The following is a 22,726-nucleotide window of genomic DNA, read 5'->3' as shown; positions in this document are numbered from 1 at the left end:
GCTTGCGTTTTTAGTATCGCGGCGGCCAGTCCGCCCTGGAGAAAACCCATGATTAAAGTCCCGTTGACCGTGCGTGGCGCGGAACTGCTCAAGGACGAGCTGCAGCGGTTGAAGAGCGTGGAGCGTCCCAAGGTGATCGAGGCCATCGCCGAAGCCCGCTCACACGGCGACCTGTCGGAAAACGCCGAATACGACGCCGCCAAGGAACGCCAGGCCTTCGTCGAAGGCCGCATCGCCGAGCTGGAAGCCAAGCTGTCCAACGCCCAGGTGATCAACCCGGCCGAGCTCGACGCCGACGGCCGCATCGTGTTCGGCACCACCGTCGACCTGATCGAGCTGGAATCCGAAGACAACGTGACCTACCAGATCGTCGGCGACGACGAGGCCGACATCAAGCTCGGCAAGGTCTCGGTCAACTCGCCGATCGCGCGCGCGCTGATCGGCAAGGAGGCGGGCGACGTCGCCGAAGTGATGGCGCCGGGCGGCATCCGCGAATACGAAGTGCTGGACGTTCACTACCGCTAACACCTCGCTCGGGGAGTCTGCATGAACTGGATACGCGCCATCGCCGCCACGCTGTGGATCGGCGGGATGTGGATCGTTGGGCTGATGGTCGCCCCCTTGCTGTTCGCCTCGCTCGACCGGGTCACCGCCGGGATGGTGGCCGGACGGATCTTCGCGGTGCTCGGCTGGGTCGGCCTGCTGTGCGGGGTGATCCTGCTGGTCGACATCATCTGGCGTGACGGGGTGAGCGGGGTGAAGGGCGCACTGTTCTGGGTGGCGTTCGGCATGCTCGCCTGCACGGTGATCAACCAGTTCGCCGTCACCCCGATCATCGCGCAGCTCAAGCAGGGCATGAACCACGCGGCGCAGGGCATGTTCGGCGGCGGCTTCGCCACTTGGCACGCGATCTCCAGCCTGATCTACCTGGTGCAGAGCCTGCTCGGCTTGGTTTATGTGCTGAAAAGAGACAGTTGAGGCGCTTCGGCCAACCGTATGATTAGCTTGGCCGAACGGGCAAAATAAAAGCGGTGGCCACGGCCACCGCTTTTGTTGCCGGGAAGTAGGGGCTTATTTGGCCGCTTTCTTCTTGCTCGGCTTCGGCAGTACGATCTTTTCCTTGTCCGACGGGCGCCACATCACCAAGAGCTTGCCGATGTGCTGCACCGGCGCAGCGCCCAGTTCGTCGCACAACTGCTCGTACATGGCGACGCGGGCGTCGCGGTCGTCGCCGAGCACGCGCACCTTGATCAGTTCGTGGGCGTCGAGGTTGACGGCCACCTCGCGGATCACCGCCTCGGTCAGGCCGTTATTGCCGATCATCACCACCGGGTTCAGGCCGTGAGCCAGCCCCTTCAGGTACTGGCGCTCGACCGCAGTCAGCTCGATTTTCATGGGTAGGGTTCCTGAATAAAAGCGGATTCTACTAAACTTTAGCCTGTTGCCCCAAGGCCGCCGACGACAGCCGGCGAAAACGCGACAGCCACAAGTCCGGCGCTTACCCGCCGAGGCCGACTTTCCGTTACGATCGGAACTGACCGATCACCGAATCATCCGGACGGCAGCGCCGTCCGCCCAGACACGAAACCGCATGGCACGATCCAAAACCAGCAAGGCGTGGCTGTCCGAGCACGTCCACGACCACTACGTCCACCAGGCGCAAAAGGACGGTTACCGTTCGCGCGCCGCCTACAAGCTGTTGGAGATCAACGAGAAGGACAAGCTGATCCGCCCCGGCACCGTGCTGGCCGACCTCGGCAGCGCGCCGGGCAGCTGGTCGCAGGTGGCCGCGCAGATCGTCGGCGACAAGGGCCGCGTGTTCGCGCTCGACATCCTGCCGATGGACCCGCTGCCGGGCGTTGACTTCATCCAGGGTGACTTCCGCGAGCAGGAAGTGCTCGACGAATTCGTGCGGTTGCTCGGCGGTCGCGCGCTGGACCTTGTTATTTCCGATATGGCCCCCAATATCTCCGGGATGAGCGCGATCGATCAGGCTCGCAGTTTCCACCTGACCGAGCTCGCGCTGGAATTCGCCCGCGATCATTTGAAACCGGGTGGCCATTTTCTCGTCAAAGTGTTTCAGGGCAGCGAATTTCAGGATTACCTGAAAGCGATGCGCGAACTCTTCGTCGAAGTGGTCAGTCGTAAGCCCAAGGCCTCGCGCGACCGCTCCAATGAAATCTACCTCCTGGGAAAGGTACGGCGCTGACATTCCACAGGGGCGGGTTTACAATTCGTTTAATGACACGGGCCACAAAGAGCGTCAGGGCGCAAAGGAGTCCCATCGAGTGAACAATATCGGTAAGAATATCGCCATCTGGGTGATTATCGGACTGGTGCTGATGACAGTATTCAACCAGTTCAATAAGCGCCAGGATGCGCAGAACCAGGTCGAGTACTCCCAGTTCATCAGTGACGTGGAGTCCGGCAAGGTGCAATCGCTGACCATCGAGGGGCATCCGTTGCGTGGCCAGTGGCTGAAAGGGAAACGCTCGGACGGCACCACGTTTGCCACCTACGCGCCGTACGACCCGCAGCTGGTCGACGACCTGATCAAGAACAACGTGCGCTTCGCCGCCAAGCCGGAAGAAGAGCCGAGCCTGCTGATGAACATCTTTATCAGCTGGTTCCCGATGCTGCTCTTGATCGGCGTCTGGGTGTTCTTCATGCGTCAGATGCAGGGCGGCGGCAAGGGCGGGGCGTTCTCGTTCGGCAAGAGCAAGGCGCGCATGCTCGACCAGGACACCAACACCGTCACCTTCCAGGACGTCGCCGGTTGCGACGAGGCGAAGGAAGAGGTGAAGGAGATCGTCGACTACCTGCGCGACCCGACCCGCTACCAGAGCCTCGGTGGCCGGATTCCGCGCGGCATCCTGCTGTGCGGTAGCCCGGGTACCGGTAAGACGCTGCTGGCCAAGGCGATCGCCGGTGAAGCGAAGGTGCCGTTCTTCAGCATTTCCGGGTCCGACTTCGTCGAAATGTTCGTCGGTGTCGGCGCCGCCCGCGTGCGCGACATGTTCGAGCAGGCCAAGAAGAACTCGCCGTGCATCATCTTCATCGATGAAATCGACGCGGTCGGCCGCCAGCGCGGCGCCGGCCTCGGCGGTGGCAACGACGAACGCGAGCAGACGCTAAACCAGCTGCTCGTAGAGATGGATGGCTTCGAGACCAATACCACGGTGATCGTGATCGCCGCGACCAACCGTCCGGACGTGCTCGACCCGGCGCTGCAGCGCCCGGGCCGCTTCGACCGCCAGGTGGTGGTGCCGCTGCCGGACATCCGCGGCCGCGAACAGATCCTGACCGTGCACATGCGCAAGGTGCCGGTGTCGGCCGACGTCGACGCGCCGATCATCGCACGCGGTACCCCAGGCTTCTCGGGCGCCGACCTCGCCAACTTGGTGAACGAGGCCGCGCTGTTCGCCGCGCGTCGCAACAAGCGCCTGGTCGACATGGAAGACTTCGAGGCCGCCAAGGACAAAATCATGATGGGCGCCGAGCGCCGCAGCATGGTGATGACCGAGGAAGAGAAGAAGAACACCGCCTACCACGAGTCCGGTCACGCGGTGGTCGCCAAGCTGCTGCCGAAGTCCGACCCGGTGCACAAGGTCACCATCATCCCGCGCGGCCGCGCGCTGGGTGTGACGATGCAGCTGCCGGAAGAGGACCGTTACGCCTACGATCGCGGTTATCTGCTCGACCGTGTCGCCATCCTGTTCGGTGGCCGGATCGCCGAAGAGCTGTTCATGAACCAGATGACCACCGGCGCCTCGAACGACTTCGAGCGGGCGACGCAGATGGCGCGCGACATGGTGACCCGCTACGGCATGAGCGACAAGCTCGGCCCGATGGTGTACGGCGAGAACGAGGGCGAAGTGTTCCTCGGTCGCTCGGTCACCACGCACAAGAACCTGTCCGAGGCGACGATGCAGCAGGTCGACAGCGAGATCCGCCGCATCATCGACGAGCAGTACAAGCTGGCACGCCGCCTGCTCGACGAGAACCGCGACAAGGTCGAGGCGATGACCGCCGCGCTGCTCGAATGGGAAACCATCGACGCCGAGCAGATCGACGACATCATGGCCGGCCGGCCGCCGCGTCCGCCGAAACCGGGCAACGGCTACACGCCGACCAATGGCGGTACGCCGTCGGCTTCGGCGCCCGAGCCGACCACGATGCCGGCGCAGGAACTGTAAGCCAGCTTCTGCCCGTTCCCGCCAAGGCGGCAGCGCACGCTGCCGCCTTTTATTTTGCTACGGATCCGATCTACCGATGACCTCTTTGCTGTGCGGCCGTTTCCGGCTCGACCTGTCCCAACCGCTGGTGATGGGCATCCTCAATGTCACCCCCGACTCGTTTTCCGACGGCGGCCGCTTCGACCGGCTCGACACCGCGCTGGCGCACGCCGAGCAGATGGTGAGGGATGGCGCGGCGCTGATCGATATCGGCGGCGAATCGACCCGGCCGAACGCGCCCCATGTCAGTCCCGAGGAGGAGCTGGAGCGGGTGTTGCCGGTGCTGGAGAGGTTGGTCGGACTCGGCGTGCCGCTGTCGCTCGACACCCGCCGCGCCAGCGTGATGCGCGCGGCGCTCGCCACCGGCGCGGTCGACCTGATCAACGATGTGTCGGCGCTGGAGGACGACGGCGCGCTTGGGCTCGCCACCGCTTCGGCCAACGTGGCGGTGTGCCTGATGCACAAGCAGGGCAATCCGGACACGATGCAGGACAAGCCCGGTTACGACGACGTGGTCTCCGAGGTCGGCGACTACCTCGGTCGCCGGGTGCGGTTGTGCATCGATGCCGGCATCGCCGCCGACCGGCTGTTGGCCGACCCCGGCTTCGGCTTCGGCAAGACGCTGGAGCACAATCTCGCGCTGCTGCGCCAGTTGCCCGAGCTCGAGCGCCGCGCCGGCGTACCGCTGCTGGTCGGGATGTCGCGCAAGTCGATGCTCGGGGCGATCACCGGTGAAACCGTGCCGGCCGAGCGACTCGGGGCCAGCGTGGCGGTGGCGCTGGAGGCGGCGCGGCGCGGTGCCAGGATCATCCGCGTACACGATGTGAAGGCAACCCGTCAGGCGCTGCAGGTGCTGGCCGCGCTGTAAGGACCACGCGCCACTACTTTGTCATATACTGCGCAGCGTCCGATCGTCGGCCAAAGACGGCCGGGGAGGGACGGTGCACGGTACACTACCCCAGTTTTTTCAGGATATTGCTTCGATGGCTCGTAAATACTTTGGGACCGACGGCGTGCGTGGCGAGGTCGGTCGTTTTCCGATCACGCCGGAATTCGTGCTGAAGCTCGGCTACGCGGCTGGCCGGGTGCTGGTGAACCACGAGGCGCAGACCCGCCCGACCGTGCTGATCGGCAAGGACACCCGGATCTCCGGCTACATGCTCGAGGCGGCGCTGCAGGCCGGCTTCACCGCCGCCGGCGTCAACGTGCTGTTGACCGGCCCGCTGCCGACGCCGGGCATCGCGTATCTGACCCGCGCGTTGCGCCTGTCGGCCGGCGTGATGATCTCGGCGTCGCACAACCCGTTCCAGGATAATGGCATCAAGTTTTTTGCCGAGGGCGGCAAGAAGCTGGACGACGCGCTCGAACTCGAGATCGAGGCGATGCTCGAGCAGCCGATGGGCACCAAGCCGTCGCTCGAACTCGGCCGGGCGCGCCGCATCGAAGGCGCCGCCGACCGCTATATCGAATTCTGCAAGAGTGGCTTCCCGAACGACCGCAATCTGCGTGGCCTGAAGATCGTGGTCGATTGTGCGCACGGTGCGACCTACCACATCGCGCCGAAGGTATTCCATGAGCTGGGCGCCGAGGTGGTCGTGATCGGCGGCGAGCCGTCCGGTTACAACATCAACGACAAGGTCGGCGCGACCTATCCGGCGACCCTGCAGCAGGCGGTGCGCGAGCACGCGGCCGATTACGGCATCGCGCTCGACGGCGACGGCGACCGCCTGATCATGGTCGACCGCGACGGCGCCGCCTACGACGGCGACCAGCTGATCTACGTGATCGCCAAGGCGCGCGCCGCGCGCGGCGAGCTGAAGGGCGGCGTGGTCGGCACGGTGATGACCAATATGGCGATGGAGCTGGCGTTGGCTGAACAGGGCGTGCCGTTCGCGCGCGCCAAGGTCGGCGACCGCTACGTGCTGGAGCTGCTGCACGCCAACGGCTGGCAGGTCGGCGGCGAAGCGTCGGGCCACGTGCTGTGCCTCGACCAGCATACGACCGGCGACGGCATCATCTCGGCGCTGCAGGTGCTCAACAGCCTGGCCGAGCTGCAGATGGAGCTTGCCGACGTATGCCGCGACTGGCAGCCGTTCCCGCAGACGCTGATCAACGTGCGCCTGAACGGGCAGGACTGGAAGAACGCCTCGGCGGCGCTGCTGGCCGACGCCGAAGCGGCGCTGGCCGGTCGCGGTCGGGTGGTGTTGCGTCCGTCCGGTACCGAACCGGTGGTACGGGTGATGGTCGAGGCGGATGAGGCGGGGTTGGCCGAGCGCTGGGCGCGCGACATCGCCGACGCGATCGAGCGTGCGGCGGTCTGAGGCCGGCGGTACGATGGCAAACGCCGCGTTGGACGCGGCGTTTTGTGCAAGTGCAGAAGGTGGATCGAAGCGGCCGATTAGCGCCGCAACTGGCGCGGCACCCGCGCGGTGATCGCGCACATCAGCTCGTAGGCGATCGTGCCGGCCTCGGCGGCGACCTTCTCGATCGGCACGTTCGGCCCCCACAGTTCGACCCGGCTGCCGACGCCGGCCTGCGGCAACTCGGTCAGGTCGACCGTCAGCATGTCCATCGAGACGCGACCGAGGGTGCGGCTGGGCCGGCCGTCGATGCCGACCGGGGTGCCGGTCGGCGCGACGCGCGGGTAACCGTCGCCGTAACCGCAGGCGACCACGCCGATCCGCATCGGCCGCTCGGCGCTGAACAGCGCCCCGTAGCCGACGCTGTCGCCGGGTCGCAGCTCTTGGACGGCGATGACCTCGGCCGTCAAGGTCATCGCCGGCTTCAGGCCCAGCTCGGCGCCGGTGAGGCCGTCGAACGGCGAGGCACCGTACAGCACCAGCCCAGGGCGGACCGCGTCGGCGTGGCACTCCGGGAAGGCGAACAGCGCGGCCGAGTTGGCGGCGCTCAGCGCCAGCCCGCTCGGCTGCGCGGCCTGCCGGAACGCGGGCCACTGTGCCACAATGCCGCGGGCGTCGTCGGCGGTGGCGAAGTGGGTCATCACCGTGGTCGGCACCACCTGCGGCAGCGCGGCGAGGCTGGCGAGCAGTTCGGGCAGCCGCTCCGGCCGGAAGCCGAGCCGGTTCATGCCGCTGTTGAGTTTGAGCCAGACTTCGAGCGGGCGCGGCAGCGGCGCGCGGCGCAGCCAGTCGAGCTGGTGGTCGCTGTGGATCGCGCCGCTCAAGCGGTGCTCGCTCATCGCGGTGACTTCGGCGGCGTCGAACGGGCCCTCGAGCAGCATGATCGGCTGGACGATGCCCGCTTCGCGCAGGCGGAGCGCGTCCTCGATATTGAGCAGTGCGAAGCCATCGGCGATGTCGGCCAGCGCTTCGGCGACGGCCAGGCTGCCGTGGCCGTAGGCGTCGGCCTTGATCACAGCGAGCGTGCGCGAGTTGGGCGCTTTTTGTTTACAGATCAGGTAGTTGTGCCGTACGGCCGCAAGGTCGATGGCTACACAGACAGGGCGTGTCATGGCAAATGGTGGGTCGACGAGGTGTGCTATTATAAGCCGCCGTTAATGCTTGCATACACTAGCCTGTACGTCAGGAAACGCAACCTCACCGGCCGGCGGCGCGGCGGAAAATAATGGATATTCTTCAGCTCTTACTCGATTTCTTCACGAGCTACGGCTACCTCGCCGTGTTTTTCGTGCTGCTGCTGTGCGGCTTCGGCGTGCCGATTCCGGAGGACATCACGCTGGTCGCCGGTGGGGTGATCTCCGGTCTGGGCTATGCCAATGTGCACGTGATGTTCGCGGTCGGGATGGCCGGGGTGTTGCTCGGTGATGCCGTGATGTTTACCGCTGGCCACGTGTTCGGCCCGCGGGTGCTGCGCTTTCGCCCGCTCGGGCGGATCCTGACGCCGGAGCGCTTCCAGGCGGTGCAGCGAAAGTTCGACAAGTACGGCAACTGGGTGCTGTTCGTCGCGCGCTTCCTGCCGGGGCTGCGCTCGCCGATCTTCATCACCGCCGGGATGAGCGGCAAGGTGTCCTACCTGCGCTTTTTGGTGATGGACGGCATGGCCGCGCTGATCTCGGTGCCGGTCTGGGTGTATCTGGGCGACTTCGGCGCGTCCAACCGCGAGTGGCTGCTGCTGATGGTCCATCGCGGCCAGACCGGGCTGTTGCTGGCGGTGGGGCTGCTGCTGCTGACGGTCGGGGTGGTCTGCTGGCGCAAGAAGAAGCTGGGTACGGCCACGCACCGTAAATAGTGCTCCGAGCGGGTTTGATGCAAAACGGGCTGCCTTTTGGGCAGCCCGTTGTGTTTGTTGCTGTTGGAATGCGGGCTCAGCCCACCGACAGCAGCTCCACTTCGAACACCAGAGTGGCGTCGGGCGGGATCACGCCACCAGCGCCGCGCGCGCCGTAACCGAGGTGCGGCGGAATGGTCAGCTTGCGCTTGCCACCGACTTTCATGCCGATCACGCCTTCGTCCCAGCCCTTGATCACGTAGCCCGCGCCGAGCGGGAAGGTGAACGGCTGCATGCGATCCTTGCTCGAATCGAACTTGGTGCCGTCGGTCAACCAGCCGGTGTAGTGCACGGTCACTTCCTGGCCCTTGATCGCTTCGGCGCCCTGGCCCAGTTCCAGTTCGTCAATGATCAGTTCGTTACTCATCGGGCATCCTTTTGTTGCGTCACAGTGAAAACCGATTGTAGCAGGCCTCGGCGACGGACTCCGGGGCGACCGGTTGTCTTTTCCGTTATGTGGCTTATAACGGAAAAATACTGGGGCTTTTGCCACGCGACTCGCTAGAAGGGGGCTGTAATGGATATTACCCACCTACCATCCCGGGACCACCCGGTGGTGCATCACGTCAAGCCGTCCGATACCCTGACCTGGTTGAAGCAAGGTTACCGCGACCTGCAGCGCGCCCCGGCCGACGCGATGCTGTACGGCGTCGCCTTCGTGGTGATGGGCTTTCTGTTGGTGTTCTACTTCGACCGCGCCCCCGAGTACGTGATCACGCTGTCGACGATGTTCATGCTGCTCGGGCCGTTCCTGGCGATCGGGCTCTACGACATCGCCCGGCAGCTGGAAATGGGCGGACGGCGCATCAATCTGATGCAGAGCCTGACCGCCTGGCGGGCCAACATCCAGAGCTTCTCGCTGTACGTGGTGCTGCTGACGGTGTTGGTGTTTGCCTGGTTCCGTGTGTCGCTGTTGATGTTCGCGCTGTTCTTCGAGGGGCCGCTACCGACGATCAACTCGTTGATCACGAACGCGCTGCATCCGGAGAACCTGACGTTCCTGGTCGCCTACTTCGGTACCGGTTTCTTCTTCGCGCTGCTCACCTTCGCGATCAGCATGGTGTCGATCCCGATGATGCTCGACAAGGAGGTCGACGCGATCACCGCGATGATCACCAGCTTCCAGGCGGTCTATAAGAACCTGCTGACGATGCTGGCATGGGCGGCTATCATCGTGGCGTTGACGGCGGTGGGCTTCTTGACCTACTTCATCGGGCTGGTTTTCATCATGCCGGTGATCGGCCTCGCCACCTGGCATGCCTACCGCGCCCTGATAACCTACGAGCGCTGACCAGACCCTTCATGACCCACTCCATCGTGTTTCTTGACCGGGACAGCCTGGCTGTCCCGGTTCCCGTTTTTGGCTTTCCGCACCGCTACACCGAGTACCCGGCCACGTCGGCCGAACAGCTGCTGCGGCACGCCGCCGGTGCCGACATCCTGATCACCAACAAGGTGCCGATCAGCGGCGCGCTGTTGGCCGAACTGCCGGATCTCAAGCTGATCGCGGTGGCCGCGACCGGCGTCAACCATATCGACCTCGACGCCTGCCGCGCGCGCGGCGTGGCGGTGTGCAATGTGCGCCACTACGGCGACGACACGGTCGCCGAGCATGCCTTCATGCTGATGATGGCGCTGCGCCGCAATCTGCCGGCGTACCAGCGCGACGTCGCGGCTGGCGTCTGGCAGAACGCCGGGCAGTTCTGTCATTTCGGCGCGCCGATCCGCGATCTGGCCGGTGCGACGCTCGGCCTCGTCGGCGGTGGCGGCATCGGCCAGGCGCTGGCCAAGCGCGCCGAGGCGTTCAGCATGACGGTGTGGCAAGCCGAGCGCAAGGGCGCGGCGACGGTGCGGCCGGGCTACACGGCGTTCGACACCGTGCTCACGCAGGCCGACGTGATTTCGCTGCACTGCCCGCTCAACGACGAGACGCGCGGAATGATCGGCGAGGCGGAGCTGGTGCGGATGAAGCCGGGCGCGATCCTGATCAACACCGCCCGCGGCGGGCTGGTCGACGAGGACGCGCTGGTCGCGGCGCTGAAGTACGGCCAGCTCGGCGGCGCCGGCTTCGACGTGCTGTCGGTCGAGCCGCCGCGCGACGGCAACCCGCTGTTGAAGGCGCGGCTGCCGCACCTGATCGTCACCCCGCATGTGGCGTGGGCGAGCGGCGAGGCGATGGGGCGGCTGGCGCAGCAGGTGGTCGACAACATCAACGCCTTTGTCGGTGGGCGCGAGGCCAACCGGGTGGTGTGATTCGTCGGGGACGATAACAGGAACGGCGAGCCGGTGGCTCGCCGTTCCTGTTTTACGATGGTGATGAGCCGTCCTGCCTAGGCGAGGGACATGGTACGAGGCGTGTACAGGCTCAGTCCGGAATCTCGTTCGGGTTGAGGCGCGGCGTGTCCTCGGGGTCGAGGCCGAGTCGCTGGCGGATGCCGGAAAGGTAGCGGTTGACGTCCGGACCGCCGCCGTAGCGCTGGGCGTGCCAGATCATTTCGCCGAGCGCGTCCATACAGGCGTGCTGCGCGTCGTGCTCGCTGCCCAGGCGCAGCGCCAGCTGCGCGTACAGCGAACGGATGCCGAACGGCTGGTCGATCGAGCGCTGTTCCTCGATCGCCAGATGCAGGCCCAGATGCAGGAACGGATTGGTCTCGCCTAGCTCTGGAGTCCATTCGCGTTCGAGATAACGCGCAGGATTGTCTAGGATGGGATGGTATTCGGGATGTTCGACCAGGATCGCGAACGTCATCTGCTCGAGATCGGTCAGCGGCTGTCCGGCCTGGTGCTTGGCCCAGGTGTCGAAGAAGAAGCGCCGCGCATCCTGCCGACTGGGTGTAAACATCGTTAAAAACCCGACTAAAAAACTCGGGTAAGATTATAGCGATAGCGACGGAGACCCGCCATGACTACGCTTCACGACTTCAGCGCCCGCCACCTCGACGGTCATGAGGAATCGCTGGCCGATTACGCCGGTCGCACCGTGCTGGTGGTGAATACCGCCAGCGAGTGCGGCTACACCCCGCAATACCAGGGCCTGCAGGAACTGTACGAACACTTCGGGGCGGAGAAGCTCGCCATCCTGGCGTTTCCGTGCAACCAGTTCGGCGGCCAGGAGCCCGGCTCGGCCGACGCGATCGCGCAGTTCTGCGAGGCGCGCTTCGCGGTCCGCTTCGACCTGTTCGACAAGATCGAGGTGAACGGCCCGGGCGCCCATCCGCTGTGGCGCTGGCTGACCGGCGCCGACAGCGCCAAGCCGCAGCCGATCAAGTGGAACTTCACTAAGTTCCTGCTCGACCCGAAGGGCCGGGTGGTGAAACGCTTCGAGCCGGCGGTGGCGCCGTACGAGCTGCTCGACGACATCGCCGCGCTGGCCGGCAAGTCGACCGGCTGAGTTCGACCGCACAGCCCCAAAATGCGTTCGGCCAACCTGGCAAGGTTGGCCGAACGGAGCGCGGGACCGAGTGGGATCAGGCGGCGCGGCGGGTGAAGATCACGTCCCAGACGCCGTGGCCGAGCTTGATGCCGCGCGCCTCGAACTTGGTCAGCGGGCGGTAGGCCGGACGCGACGCGAAGCCGTCGGCGCTGTTGGCGAGCTCGTCGTTGCCGGACAGCACCTCCAGCATCTGCTGCGCGTACTCTTCCCAGTCGGTGGCGCAGTGCAGATAGCCGCCGGTCTTCAGCTTCTTCACCAGCTTGGCGATCAGCGGCGGCTGGATCAGCCGGCGCTTGTGATGGCGCTTCTTCGGCCACGGGTCGGGGAAGAAGATGTGGATGCCGTCGAGCGAGCCGTCCGCCAGCATGTGATCGATCACCTCGACCGCGTCGTGGCGGATGATGCGCAGATTGGTGATGTCCTGCTCGCCGATCAGCTTCAGCAGGTTGCCGACGCCCGGCGAGTGCACCTCGACGCCGAGGTAGTCGTTGTCCGGACAGGTGTTGGCGATCTCGGCGGTGGCGGTGCCCATGCCGAAGCCGATCTCGAGGATCTTCGGTGCTTGACGGCCGAACGCGGCGGTCAGATCCAGCGGCTCGGCGCGGTACTCGATGCCCCAGCGCGGCAGACCGTCGTTCATGGCGCGCTGCTGCGCCGCCGACAAATGCCCCTGGCGCAGCACGAAGCTCTTGATGTGTCGCTGGTAGGCCGGATTTTCCATGGTTCCTGTCCGAAAAACGCAAAAAGAACGCGATGTTACCGAATCCGCCGCGGTGAGGCGAGCCTAACGCGGCGGCGTCCAGCCGGCGAGGAAGGCGTCGACGCTCGGATAGGCGAGCCGCACCTGCAGTTCGGCCAACCTGGCGTTGCTGAGCCGGCGCGATTCGGCGAGAAACGACCACAGCGCCGGCGACACTCGCTGCCGCACCTGATCGCGCGGCAGCCGTTCGGGGCGCGGCAGGCCGGTGGCATCGGCTAGGCGGTCGAACCAGTCGCCGATCGGCAGCGGCGCATCGTCGCAGGCGTTGTAGACGCGCAGCCCGCCGCGGCGGCGCAGCGCGGCGGCGCACAGCATCGCCAGGTCGTCGGCGTGGATGTGATTGCTGACGCTGTCCTCGCCGGCGACGATGCTCGGCGTGCCATTGGCAAGGCGCGCCAGCGGCAGCCGCTCGGCGGCGTAGATGCCGGGCGCGCGCAGGATGGTGACGCTGGTGCCGTGACAGGCGGCAAAGCGCCGCAGCGCGGTCTCGGCGTCGAGCCGGCGCCGGGCCCGGTCGCTGGTCGGCCGGCACGGCGTGGTCTCGTCGACCCAGCCGCCGCCGGCGTCGCCGTACACCCCGCTGGTACTGATGTACACCACCCGCTGTGGTATGCTGCCCGCTTTCGCCAGCGTCGCCAGACAGCGCCGCAAACGCCGGTCGCGCACGCCGCTGTCCGGCGGCGGTGCGGTATAGAGCAGCGCTTCGGCGAGGCCTGCCAGCCGTGGCAGTAAGGCCGGCCGGTCGAGGTCGACTAGCAGGGGAATCACCCCGAGAGCGCGCGCCGCGGCGGCCTGCTCCGGCCGTCGCACCGCGGCGATCAGCCGCCAGTGGCCGGCCAGCCGTGGCACCGCGCGGCGCGCCACGTCGCCGAAACCGATAATCAATAAGGTAGGCATGCTGGCATTGTAGCGAGCAAACACCAAGGGTAGAGAAAACATGACGTGTCAGGTCAAGGTGCTTCCGAGCGGCCACACCTTCGCCGTGGAAGACCACGAAACCATTCTCGACGCCGCGTTGCGTCATAGCGTCGGCCTGCCGTACGGCTGCCGTGACGGCGCCTGTGGCGCCTGCAAGGGCAAGGTGGTCGAGGGCCGGGTCGAACAGGGCGCTCACCAGTCCAAGGCGCTGACCGAGCAGGAAGCGGCGCAAGGGCTGGCGCTGTTCTGCTGCGCCAAGCCGCAGGGCGACCTGACCATCGAAGTGCGCGAACTCACCGGCGTCGGCGACATCCAGATCAAGACGCTGCCGTGCCGGGTCGAGAAGATCGAGAAAGTGCACGACGTCGCGATCCTGAAGCTGAAGCTGCCTGTGTCCGAGCGGCTGCAGTTCCGCGCCGGCCAGTACATCGACATCCTGATGCGCGACGGCAAGAAGCGCAGCTTCTCGATCGCCAACGCGCCGCACGACGACGCCTTCATCGAACTGCACATCCGCAACCAGCCGGGCGGCAGCTTCTCCGAGTACGTGTTCAACACGATGAAGGAGCGCGAGATCATGCGCTTCAAGGGGCCGCTCGGCACCTTCTTCCTGCGCGAGGACTCGGACAAGCCGATCATCTTCATCGCCAGCGGCACCGGCTTCGCGCCGATCAAGGGCATCATCGAGCACGCTATCTACAGCGGCATCGACCGCCCGATGGTGATGTACTGGGGCGCCCGCACCAAGGCCGACCTGTACCAGGCCGAGCTGGCCGGCTCCTGGCAACAGCAGCTGCAGGGTTTCAGCTTCATCCCGGTGTTGTCCGAGGCGCTGCCGGAAGACAACTGGATCGGCCGTACCGGTTTCGTCCACCAGGCGGTGCTCGACGACTTCGCCGACCTGTCCGGCTACCAGGTGTACGCCTGCGGTGCGCCGGTGATGGTCGAGGCGGCGCACACGAGCTTCACCACCACGCGCGCGCTGCCGGAGGAGGAGTTCTTCTCCGACGCCTTCTTCCTGTCCAAGGACATGAAGGGCGCCAACCCCGCCTGAGCGAAGTTGACCGGTCCCCTGAAAACAGCCCCGCATGCGGGGCTGTTTTTTTGCGCGCGCTACCGGCTTGATCTGGGTCAAACGGCCGCCGGTCGCCCGTGATTATGCTGAACGGGTCGATTGGCATTCGCAGGAGGGTGGACATGGAACTGTGGAAAGAACTGCTGAGTTCGGACGTCGGACTGCTCAGCCTGATCACTATCGTGTTGACCATGGCGGTCGTCGGCACCTGTGTGACGATCTTCATCCGCAAGGTGCGCAGCGCGCCGCAGCCGTCGGAATAATGGCCTGCGGTGAGGAGAACAGCGGTTTTCCTCTTGATGTCTGTTCGGGGTAGGGCGGTCGTCCTTATCCCGCTTTTTCTGCCATGGTCGAAAGCGCTTCGTTTAAGGTGCTCCAATTTTGAATGTTTACTCATTGATTTTTAAGTGATTATTCCAATTGAATTAAGTGTGCGACCCCTGGACGAGTTTATGAAAATATTCTAAAAACAAGGTCGCACGGCTCTCAAGCTGAGAGACACCGGTGTTCTTGACCCAGGTCAAACAAGTCCCGACTGCTGCTGGAAGCCCCGATTAGAGGGGCTTATCATTGAGTCAATTGATAAGAATTTAATAATATTAAAACAGTTTTCAAATTTGATTTGCTAATCGGAGATCGACTATGTCCTCTGAAACGGAAGTGCAAGCAGGCGGCGCAGTGCAAGCCGTTGGCACCACCAAGCTGAGGCTCGGTGCGCTGACCGCGCTGGTGGTGGGGTCGATGATCGGTGGCGGGATCTTCTCGCTGCCGCAGAACATGGCCGCCAGCTCTGGCGCCGGTTCCATCATCATCGCCTGGGCGATTACCTTCGCCGGCATGCTGACCTTGGCGTTTGTGTTCCAGAACCTGGCCAATCGCAAGCCGGAGATCGAAGGCGGTGTCTACGGTTACGCGCGCGCCGGTTTCGGCGACTACATCGGCTTCAACTCGGCCTGGGGTTACTGGATCTCGGCGTGGATCGGCAACGTCTCGTATATGGTGGTATTCTTCTCCGCACTCGGCGCGTTCGGTGCGCTGTCGTTCTTCGGTGAGGGCAATACGCTGCCGGCGATCATTGCCGCCTCGCTACTGCTGTGGGGCCTGCATACGCTGATCCTGCGCGGCGTGCAGGGGGCGACCTTCATCAACACCATCACCACGATCGCCAAACTGGTGCCGCTGGCGCTGTTCATCGTGATCGTGGTCTTCGCGTTCAACATCAAGACCTTCAACACCGACTTCTGGGGCAGCCCGGCGCTCGGTGCTGTGATCGACCAGGTCAAGGGCTCGATGCTGGTGACCGTCTGGGTGTTCATCGGCATCGAAGGCGCGTCGGTGTTCTCCAGCCGCGCCGAATCGATGAAAGAAGTCGGCAAGGCACCGTGATCGGCTTCCTGCTGACCATCGCGCTGCTGGTCGCCGTGTCGCTGCTGTCGATGGGCGTGCTGTCGCAGGCGGAGCTGGCCGCACTGAAAAACCCGTCGACCGCGGGGGTACTCAAAGCCGCCGTCGGCCCGTGGGGCGCCACGCTGATCAATATCGGTCTGGTGATCTCGGTCGGTGGTGCGCTGCTCGCCTGGACGCTGCTCGCCGTCGAAATCCCCTACCTCGCCGGCAAAGACGGCATCTTCCCGAAGATGTTCGGCAGGCTGAACGCCAGCGGTTCGCCGGCCGCCGCGCTGTGGCTCACCAACGGCATGGTGCAACTGTTCCTGACCATCACCCTGTTCAGCTCGGCCGGTTACCTGGCGCTGTTGTCGCTGGCGACCTCGATGATCCTGATCCCGTACCTGCTCTGCGGCCTGTACGCGCTGATCGTCGCGCTGCGCGGCGAAGGCTACCCGGCCGGCGACGCGGCCCGTAACAAGGACCTGCTGACCGGCCTGATCGCGTCGGTCTACGGTGTCTGGCTGGTCTATGCCGCCGGCCCGAGTTACCTGTTCCTGTCGATGGTGCTCTACGCCCCGGGCGTGCTGTTCTACCTGAAGGCGAAGAGCGAGCGTGGTGAGCAACCGTTCAAGGGCTTCGAAGCCGCCATCGTCGCTGTCGTGGTCGTCCTCGGCATCTATGCCGCCTACCAGCTGGCGACCGGTGCGATCAGCATCTGATCTCGTAGTACAGCGTGTCTTGCGCGGCCGCCCCGCGGCGGCTGCCGGAACCCACCCGATTCATCCTTAGCAAGGAGTTCGACATGAGCAAGTTCGGTGTCCATTCTGAATGCGGCAAACTGCGCACCGTGATGGTGTGTCGCCCGGGCCTCGCGCACAAGCGCCTCACCCCGGCCAACAGCCACGAGCTGCTGTTCGACGACGTGATCTGGGTCGAACGCGCGCAGAAAGACCACGCCTACTTCGTCGAGCAGATGCGCACCCGTGACATCGAGGTGATCGAACTGCACGACGCGCTGGCCACGGTGCTCGACGACAAGGCCGCGCGCGCCTTTGTCCTCGACCGCAAGGTCAAGGCCGACAACGTCGGCGTCGGCATGCTCGGCGACCTGCGCGGCTGGCTCGACGAGATGGCGTCGGCGCAACTGGCCGAGCACCTGATCGGCGGCATCGCCAAGGCCGAACTGCCGTTCGACCCGAAAGGCCTGTTCGGCGGCTACCTCGACCGGTCCGACTTCGTACTGCCGCCGGTGCCGAACACCCTGTTCCAGCGCGACCCGAGCTGCTGGATCTACGAAGGCGTCACCCTCAACCCGATGTACTGGCCGGCGCGCCGCCAGGAAACGCTGATCCTGCAGAGCGTCTACCAGTTCCACCCGACCTTCGCCGGCAAGGCGAGGGTGTGGTGGGGCGATGCCGACCAGGACTTCGACCCGGCCACGCTGGAAGGCGGCGACGTGATGCCGATCGGCAACGGCGTGGTGCTGATCGGCATGGGCGAACGCACCAGCCCGCAGGCGGTGGTGCAGGTCGCCAAGCGCGTGCTCGGCAAGGACGGTGGCGCGACGCGCGTGATCGCCTGCCAGATGCCGAAATCGCGCGCCGCAATGCACCTCGACACCGTGTTCTCCTTCCTCGACGTCGACCTCTTGTCGGTATTCCCGGACGTGGTCGACGAGATCGTCTGCACCAGCATGTACGCCGGCGACAAGGAAGGCGAGGTCCGCTTCGAACGCCACGACGGCCAGCACCTGACCGATATCGTCAAGGATGCGCTGCACCTGCCGGAGATTCGCGTCATCCGGACCGGTGGCGACCTGTACCAGCGCGAACGCGAACAGTGGGACGACGGCAACAACGTCGTCGCGCTCGACCGCCGGGTCGTGGTCGCCTACGACCGCAATACCTACACCAACCGGCGGATGCGCGAACACGGTGTCGAGGTGATCGAAATCCCGGCGTCCGAACTCGGCCGCGGCGGCGGTCACTGCATGACCTGCCCGATCATCCGTGACGAAGTGAAACGGTAGGTACGGCGGACGGATCGGTCGTTCGGCCAACCCAAGGTTGGCCGAACACCCTCCAAGCAACTGCACCACCCGTTACCGCACCGACAGGTTGACCGCCCCGGAGCCTACCCCGTCCGCCGCGATCGCTTGCCCAGACCGACTCTTAATCCAGGAGCAATCACCATGGCTTTCAATCTGCGCAACCGCAACTTCCTCAAAATGCTCGACTTCACCCCGCGCGAGATCCGCTACCTGCTCGACCTGGCCCGCGACCTGAAGCGCGCCAAATACAGCGGCACCGAACAGCCGCACCTGAAGGGCAAGAACGTCGCGCTGATCTTCGAGAAGACCTCGACCCGCACTCGCTGTGCGTTCGAAGTGGCGTGCTTCGATCAGGGCGCCAACGTCACCTACCTCGGCCCGTCCGGCTCGCAGATCGGCATCAAGGAATCGATGAAAGACACCGCCCGGGTGCTCGGCCGGATGTATGACGCGATCGAATACCGCGGCTTCGATCAGGAGATGGTCGAGCACGAACTGGCCCGCTACGCCGGCGTGCCGGTCTACAACGGCCTGACCGACGAATTCCACCCGACCCAGATGCTCGCCGACGTGCTGACCATGTGGGAACACAGCGACAAGCCACTGTCCGAGATCAACTACACCTACCTCGGCGACGCCCGCAACAATATGGGCAACTCGCTCTTGGTGATCGGCGCCAAGCTCGGCATGCACGTGCGCATCGGCGCGCCGAAACACCTGTGGCCGAGCGACGAACTGGTCGCCGAATGCAAAGCGATCGCCGCGAAGACCGGCGCCCGGCTCACCCTGACCGACGACCCGAAGGAAGCGGTCAAGGGCACCGACTTCATCCACACCGACGTGTGGGTGTCGATGGGCGAACCGGCCGACGTGTGGGCCGAGCGCATCCAGCTGCTGAAACCGTACCAGGTCAACGCCGAACTGATGAAGGCGTCCGGCAACCCGGCGGTCAAGTTCATGCACTGCCTGCCGGCCTACCACAACGCCGAGACCAAGGTCGGCAAGGAGATCGCCGCGCAGCACCCGGAACTGGCGGGCGGCATCGAAGTGACCGAAGAGGTGTTCGAATCGGAAGCGTGCGTCGCCTTCGAGCAGGCCGAGAACCGCATGCACACCATCAAGGCGATCCTGGTGTCGACGCTGGCGGGCTAAGCCCGAGCCAGGCACCACGTCTGTGGTGCCTTTGCCCCTCCCGGCTGGCCCTACCCGCCGCGGGCGGGGCGGCCGCTTCCTACTTCCTCACCGGTTGGCCGAACACGGCCGGCCAGTTATAGAAGGAGTCCCATCATGCGAGTAGTCGTCGCTCTGGGCGGCAACGCCCTGCAACGGCGTGGCGAAGCCATGACCGCCGCCAACCAACGCGCCAACGTGCAAGTGGCCGCCAAGCAGCTGGCCGCCGTCACCCGGCTCGGCCACAACCTGGTGATGTGCCACGGCAACGGCCCGCAGGTCGGCCTGTTGGGCCTGCAGAACGACGCCTACGCCCGCCACGTCGACGGCAAGGTCACCCCGTATCCGCTCGACGTGCTCGGCGCGCAGACCGAAGGGATGATCGGCTATATGATCGAACAGGAGCTCGGCAACGTGCTGCCGTTCGAGGTGCCGCTCGCCACCATCCTGACCCAGACCGAAGTCGACGCCAACGACCCGGCGTTTAAGAACCCGACCAAGTTCGTCGGCCCGGTGTACAGCAAGGCCGAGGCCGAGCAGCTCGCCGCCGAGCATGGCTGGACGGTCAAGGCCGACGGCGAGTACTACCGCCGCGTGGTGCCGAGCCCCAAACCGAAACGCCTCTTCGAAATGCGCCCGATCAAGTGGCTGATCGAGAAGGGCGCCGTAGTGATCGCCGCCGGCGGTGGGGGTATCCCGACCCTGTACCAAGGCGACAAGCTGGTCGGCGTCGAAGCGGTGATCGACAAGGATCTCGCCTCGGCCCTGTTGGCGCGCGAAGTCGAGGCCGACTACTTTGTGATCGCCACCGACGTGCCGACCGTGTTCGTCGGCTGGGGCACCCCGGACGCGAAGGCGATCCGGTGCGCCCACCCGGACGCGATGGCCAAGCTTGGCTTCGCGGCCGGTTCGATGGGGCCGAAGGTGGAGGCGGCCTGCGAGTTCGCCCGCTTGACCGGCAAGCGCGCGGTGATCGGCGCGCTGGAGGACATCGAGGCGATCGTGAAGGGCGAGGCGGGGACGGTGATCAGCACCAAAGTGGACGGGATCGAGTGGTACTGAGCGGTAAGACGGGATGAGAAGAGGGCGGCCTGTGGCCCCCTCTTTCGTTTGGATAGGCGGTTGGCCGAACGGTTCGGCCATGCTCGGCGTCATCATGCAAAACGGCCCGCAAGCGGGCCGTTTAAACGCAGGCCTTTCGGCCGGCTTCAGCGTCCTTGGAACGAGCACGCCGTGAACAACGGCAGCCCCGAGTCGCGCACCAGCTGGCCGCCCTTCAGTTCTGGCAGCTCGATGATCGCGCCGGCCTCGACCACCTCCGCGCCGAGGCGCTTGAGCAGCTTGTAGCCGGCCATCATCGTGCCGCCGGTCGCGACCAGATCGTCGATCAGGATCACCCGGTCGCCGGCCTTGACCGCGTCGGTGTGCATTTCCACCGCGGCGTTGCCGTATTCCAGCTCGTATTCCTCTTCTACCGTGGTGAACGGCAGCTTGCCCTTCTTGCGGATCGGCACGAAACCGACGTTCAGCTCGTAGGCGAGCACCGAGCCGATGATGAAGCCGCGCGCGTCCAGCCCCGCGATCACATCGATCTGCTCGCCCATATAGCGGTGCACGAAGATGTCGATCAGCATGCGGAAGCTCTTCGGGTTCTGCAGCAGCGGGGTGATGTCGCGGAACATCACGCCGTCGTGCGGCCAGTTCGGCACGGTGCGGATCCAGCCCTTCAGGTAGCTGGAATAGTCGAGATTGCTAAGGTTTTCCATGGCCAGAATTGTAGCAGAGCCCCTGGAACACCGGCGTGAGCAGCAGCAAAAACGGGCTTCCCGTGGGAAGCCCGTTGCGATCGCGAGCCGTATGGTTCAGTGCAGGGCGAGCTTCAGGACCCACAGGATGGCGATCACCCACACCGCCGGCTTCACCTCGCGGGCGCGGCCGGCCAGCAGCTTCACCACGGCGTAGCTGATGAAGCCGAAGGCGATACCGTCGGCGATCGAGTAGGTGAACGGCATGGTCAAGGCGCCCATCACCGCCGGCGCGGCTTCGGTCAGGTCGTCCCACTCTACTTCGGCGAGACCCCGGGTCATCAGCACCGCGACATAGCACAAGGCTGGCGCGGTAGCGTACGCCGGCACGCTTTCGGCCAGCGGCGACAGCCACAGGCAGGCGATGAACAGGATCGCGACCACGGTGGCGGTCAGGCCGGTGCGGCCGCCGACGGCGGCGCCGGCGGCGGACTCGATGTAGGCGACGGTCGACGAGGTGCCCATCGCGGCGCCGGCGATGATCGCGGTCGAGTCGGCCATCAGCGCGCGCTTCAGGCGCGGCAGCTTGCCGTCCTTGGAGATGCCGGCACGGTGCGCGACCGCCACCAGCGTGCCGGTGGTGTCGAACAGGTCAACGAAGAAGAACACGAAGATCACGCCGACCAGGCTGGCGGACAAGGCGCCCTTCAGGTCCATCTGCAGGAAGGTCGGAGCCATGCTCGGAATCGGCGCGGCGATGCCCTGGAATTTCGACAGGCCGAGGGCGATCGACAGCGCGGTCACCGCCAGGATGCCGATGATGATCGAGCCATGCACCTTGCGATATTCCAGCGCCAGAATCAGGAAGAAGCCGAAGATCGCCAGCAGGGTCGTCGGCGCGTGCAGGTCGCCCAGGGTGACGAAGGTCGCCGGGCTGGCGACCACGATGCCGGAGCTCTTCAGCGCCAGCAGCCCGAGGAACATGCCGACGCCGGCCGAGATCGAGAACTTCAGCGACAGCGGGATCGCGTTGATGATCTGCTCGCGCACCTTCGACAGGCTGACGACGACGAACAGGCAGCCGGACAAGAACACCGCGCCCAGCGCGATCTGCCAGGGCACCCCCATGCCCTTGACCACGGTGAAGGTGAAGTAGGCGTTCAGGCCCATGCCCGGCGCCAGGGCGATCGGGTAGTTGGCGACCAGGCCCATGATCGCGCTGCCGATCGCCGCGGCGATGCAGGTGGCGACGAACACCGCCTTGAAGTCCATGCCGGTGATCGACAGGATGGCCGGGTTGACGACCACGACGTAGGCCATGGTCAGGAAAATGGTGATGCCGGCGATCACCTCGGTGCGCACCGTGGTGTCGTTTTCTTTGAGCTTGAACAGCCTCTCCAGCAGGCTGTTCGGCGCGTTTTCAGTGGCTTGCATCCCGATCTGATCCTCGTGTGTTGGTGGTGTTATTGAGTGGGGTGCGTAGCTTAGCGAAAAAGATACTTCCCGTTGTGTAAATTTGTCTTGACATTAAGCTGTTTTCGCTGGTCTTTATTGCGGCCGGCAGTGCTCCTGCTAGTTTCGCTAACTTGCTGGGGGCTCAGCCAGCCCACGCTTCCCCGATACAGGTCGTCTGGGCAGCCATGCTGCAGCTACCTCCCTGCGCTTTTGCAACACCCGGCAAGCCGACAAACACAACCTTCGCC

Annotated in this window: 23 protein-coding genes and 1 pseudogene; 16 read left to right on the top strand and 8 right to left on the bottom strand. The window is 65.0% G+C overall.

Annotated elements, in window-relative coordinates:
• The first annotated feature begins 48 nt into the window (after nucleotides 1–48).
• On the top strand, nucleotides 49–525 hold the full coding sequence (greA, locus tag ACZ2IA_RS15925) for a transcription elongation factor GreA (RefSeq protein WP_470293573.1): 477 nt from the start codon (nucleotides 49–51) through the stop codon (nucleotides 523–525).
• A gap of 21 nt (nucleotides 526–546) precedes the next feature.
• Nucleotides 547–978, top strand: coding sequence for a DUF4149 domain-containing protein (locus tag ACZ2IA_RS15920; RefSeq protein WP_470293572.1), 432 nt, complete (start codon nucleotides 547–549; stop codon nucleotides 976–978).
• A 93-nt stretch (nucleotides 979–1,071) separates the two neighbouring features.
• Here the strand turns inward: ACZ2IA_RS15920 and yhbY are convergent, their stop codons facing one another.
• Nucleotides 1,072–1,395: a ribosome assembly RNA-binding protein YhbY gene (yhbY, locus tag ACZ2IA_RS15915; RefSeq protein WP_470293571.1), complete on the bottom strand. Its 324-nt coding sequence runs from the start codon at nucleotides 1,393–1,395 to the stop codon at nucleotides 1,072–1,074.
• 196 nt (nucleotides 1,396–1,591) lie between these two features.
• On the opposite strand from yhbY, the gene rlmE reads away from it, so the two are divergent.
• The 4 genes from rlmE to glmM all read left to right on the top strand — a co-directional run bounded on the left by rlmE (nucleotide 1,592) and on the right by glmM (nucleotide 6,556).
• A complete protein-coding gene (gene rlmE / locus ACZ2IA_RS15910; RefSeq protein ID WP_470293570.1) occupies nucleotides 1,592–2,209 on the top strand; it encodes a 23S rRNA (uridine(2552)-2'-O)-methyltransferase RlmE in 618 nt (205 codons plus the stop codon).
• 79 nt (nucleotides 2,210–2,288) lie between these two features.
• Nucleotides 2,289–4,196 (top strand): ATP-dependent zinc metalloprotease FtsH, encoded by a 1,908-nt coding sequence (gene ftsH / locus ACZ2IA_RS15905; protein ID WP_470293569.1) that lies wholly within the window; start codon nucleotides 2,289–2,291, stop codon nucleotides 4,194–4,196.
• A gap of 76 nt (nucleotides 4,197–4,272) precedes the next feature.
• Complete coding sequence (gene folP / locus ACZ2IA_RS15900; RefSeq protein WP_470293568.1) at nucleotides 4,273–5,103, top strand: dihydropteroate synthase; 831 nt, start codon at nucleotides 4,273–4,275, stop codon at nucleotides 5,101–5,103.
• 115 nt (nucleotides 5,104–5,218) lie between these two features.
• Nucleotides 5,219–6,556, top strand: coding sequence for a phosphoglucosamine mutase (gene glmM / locus ACZ2IA_RS15895; protein ID WP_470293567.1), 1,338 nt, complete (start codon nucleotides 5,219–5,221; stop codon nucleotides 6,554–6,556).
• Between the two features lie 77 nt (nucleotides 6,557–6,633).
• Here the strand turns inward: glmM and alr are convergent, their stop codons facing one another.
• Nucleotides 6,634–7,707 carry an alanine racemase gene (alr, locus tag ACZ2IA_RS15890; RefSeq protein ID WP_470293566.1) on the bottom strand — a complete coding sequence of 358 codons (1,074 nt, stop codon included), beginning with the start codon at nucleotides 7,705–7,707 and terminating at the stop codon, nucleotides 6,634–6,636.
• Between the two features lie 119 nt (nucleotides 7,708–7,826).
• Here alr and ACZ2IA_RS15885 point away from each other — a divergent pair, with 119 nt between their 5' ends.
• Nucleotides 7,827–8,444, top strand: coding sequence for a DedA family protein (locus ACZ2IA_RS15885; RefSeq protein WP_470293613.1), 618 nt, complete (start codon nucleotides 7,827–7,829; stop codon nucleotides 8,442–8,444).
• Between the two features lie 76 nt (nucleotides 8,445–8,520).
• Here ACZ2IA_RS15885 and ACZ2IA_RS15880 read toward each other — a convergent pair whose 3' ends face one another.
• Complete coding sequence (locus ACZ2IA_RS15880) at nucleotides 8,521–8,850, bottom strand: FKBP-type peptidyl-prolyl cis-trans isomerase (protein WP_470293565.1); 330 nt, start codon at nucleotides 8,848–8,850, stop codon at nucleotides 8,521–8,523.
• Between the two features lie 150 nt (nucleotides 8,851–9,000).
• Here ACZ2IA_RS15880 and ACZ2IA_RS15875 point away from each other — a divergent pair, with 150 nt between their 5' ends.
• The gene (locus ACZ2IA_RS15875) at nucleotides 9,001–9,774 is read left to right on the top strand and encodes a DUF2189 domain-containing protein (RefSeq protein ID WP_470293564.1); all 774 of its coding nucleotides are present in this window, start codon (nucleotides 9,001–9,003) and stop codon (nucleotides 9,772–9,774) included.
• An 11-nt stretch (nucleotides 9,775–9,785) separates the two neighbouring features.
• Nucleotides 9,786–10,736 (top strand): D-2-hydroxyacid dehydrogenase, encoded by a 951-nt coding sequence (locus ACZ2IA_RS15870; protein WP_470293563.1) that lies wholly within the window; start codon nucleotides 9,786–9,788, stop codon nucleotides 10,734–10,736.
• A gap of 112 nt (nucleotides 10,737–10,848) precedes the next feature.
• Here ACZ2IA_RS15870 and ACZ2IA_RS15865 read toward each other — a convergent pair whose 3' ends face one another.
• On the bottom strand, nucleotides 10,849–11,325 hold the full coding sequence (locus ACZ2IA_RS15865) for a DUF1841 family protein (RefSeq protein ID WP_470293562.1): 477 nt from the start codon (nucleotides 11,323–11,325) through the stop codon (nucleotides 10,849–10,851).
• A 60-nt stretch (nucleotides 11,326–11,385) separates the two neighbouring features.
• Between ACZ2IA_RS15865 and ACZ2IA_RS15860 the strand changes: the two genes are divergently transcribed.
• Nucleotides 11,386–11,874 (top strand): glutathione peroxidase, encoded by a 489-nt coding sequence (locus ACZ2IA_RS15860; RefSeq protein WP_470293561.1) that lies wholly within the window; start codon nucleotides 11,386–11,388, stop codon nucleotides 11,872–11,874.
• Between the two features lie 76 nt (nucleotides 11,875–11,950).
• Here ACZ2IA_RS15860 and trmB read toward each other — a convergent pair whose 3' ends face one another.
• Both trmB and ACZ2IA_RS15850 read right to left on the bottom strand, forming a co-directional pair.
• Complete coding sequence (trmB, locus tag ACZ2IA_RS15855) at nucleotides 11,951–12,637, bottom strand: tRNA (guanosine(46)-N7)-methyltransferase TrmB (RefSeq protein WP_470293560.1); 687 nt, start codon at nucleotides 12,635–12,637, stop codon at nucleotides 11,951–11,953.
• Nucleotides 12,638–12,700: 63 nt separating this feature from the next.
• The gene (locus ACZ2IA_RS15850; protein ID WP_470293559.1) at nucleotides 12,701–13,573 is read right to left on the bottom strand and encodes an SDR family oxidoreductase; all 873 of its coding nucleotides are present in this window, start codon (nucleotides 13,571–13,573) and stop codon (nucleotides 12,701–12,703) included.
• Between the two features lie 40 nt (nucleotides 13,574–13,613).
• Between ACZ2IA_RS15850 and ACZ2IA_RS15845 the strand changes: the two genes are divergently transcribed.
• From ACZ2IA_RS15845 to arcC, 6 genes and pseudogenes are all read left to right on the top strand, one after another.
• Entirely contained in the window at nucleotides 13,614–14,648 is a 1,035-nt protein-coding gene (locus tag ACZ2IA_RS15845; RefSeq protein WP_470293558.1) for a CDP-6-deoxy-delta-3,4-glucoseen reductase, read from the top strand.
• 143 nt (nucleotides 14,649–14,791) lie between these two features.
• Nucleotides 14,792–14,932 carry a DUF3149 domain-containing protein gene (locus ACZ2IA_RS15840; protein ID WP_470293557.1) on the top strand — a complete coding sequence of 47 codons (141 nt, stop codon included), beginning with the start codon at nucleotides 14,792–14,794 and terminating at the stop codon, nucleotides 14,930–14,932.
• A gap of 379 nt (nucleotides 14,933–15,311) precedes the next feature.
• Nucleotides 15,312–16,777 (top strand): annotated as a pseudogene (arcD, locus tag ACZ2IA_RS15835) (arginine-ornithine antiporter).
• 83 nt (nucleotides 16,778–16,860) lie between these two features.
• Nucleotides 16,861–18,087, top strand: a complete 1,227-nt coding sequence (locus ACZ2IA_RS15830; protein WP_470293556.1) for an arginine deiminase — start codon at nucleotides 16,861–16,863, stop codon at nucleotides 18,085–18,087.
• A gap of 162 nt (nucleotides 18,088–18,249) precedes the next feature.
• A complete protein-coding gene (locus ACZ2IA_RS15825; RefSeq protein WP_470293555.1) occupies nucleotides 18,250–19,260 on the top strand; it encodes an ornithine carbamoyltransferase in 1,011 nt (336 codons plus the stop codon).
• Between the two features lie 135 nt (nucleotides 19,261–19,395).
• Nucleotides 19,396–20,340: a carbamate kinase gene (gene arcC, locus ACZ2IA_RS15820; RefSeq protein ID WP_470293554.1), complete on the top strand. Its 945-nt coding sequence runs from the start codon at nucleotides 19,396–19,398 to the stop codon at nucleotides 20,338–20,340.
• Nucleotides 20,341–20,486: 146 nt separating this feature from the next.
• Here the strand turns inward: arcC and ACZ2IA_RS15815 are convergent, their stop codons facing one another.
• The gene (locus ACZ2IA_RS15815) at nucleotides 20,487–21,044 is read right to left on the bottom strand and encodes an adenine phosphoribosyltransferase (protein WP_470293553.1); all 558 of its coding nucleotides are present in this window, start codon (nucleotides 21,042–21,044) and stop codon (nucleotides 20,487–20,489) included.
• Nucleotides 21,045–21,140: 96 nt separating this feature from the next.
• The gene (locus ACZ2IA_RS15810; RefSeq protein ID WP_470293552.1) at nucleotides 21,141–22,457 is read right to left on the bottom strand and encodes an NCS2 family permease; all 1,317 of its coding nucleotides are present in this window, start codon (nucleotides 22,455–22,457) and stop codon (nucleotides 21,141–21,143) included.
• Nucleotides 22,458–22,726 lie beyond the last annotated feature (269 nt).

This window comes from Crenobacter sp. CS_VA4 (assembly GCF_055597485.1).
Note: the sequence above shows the minus strand (reverse complement) of the source record. Positions and strands in the feature narration are given on the sequence as shown.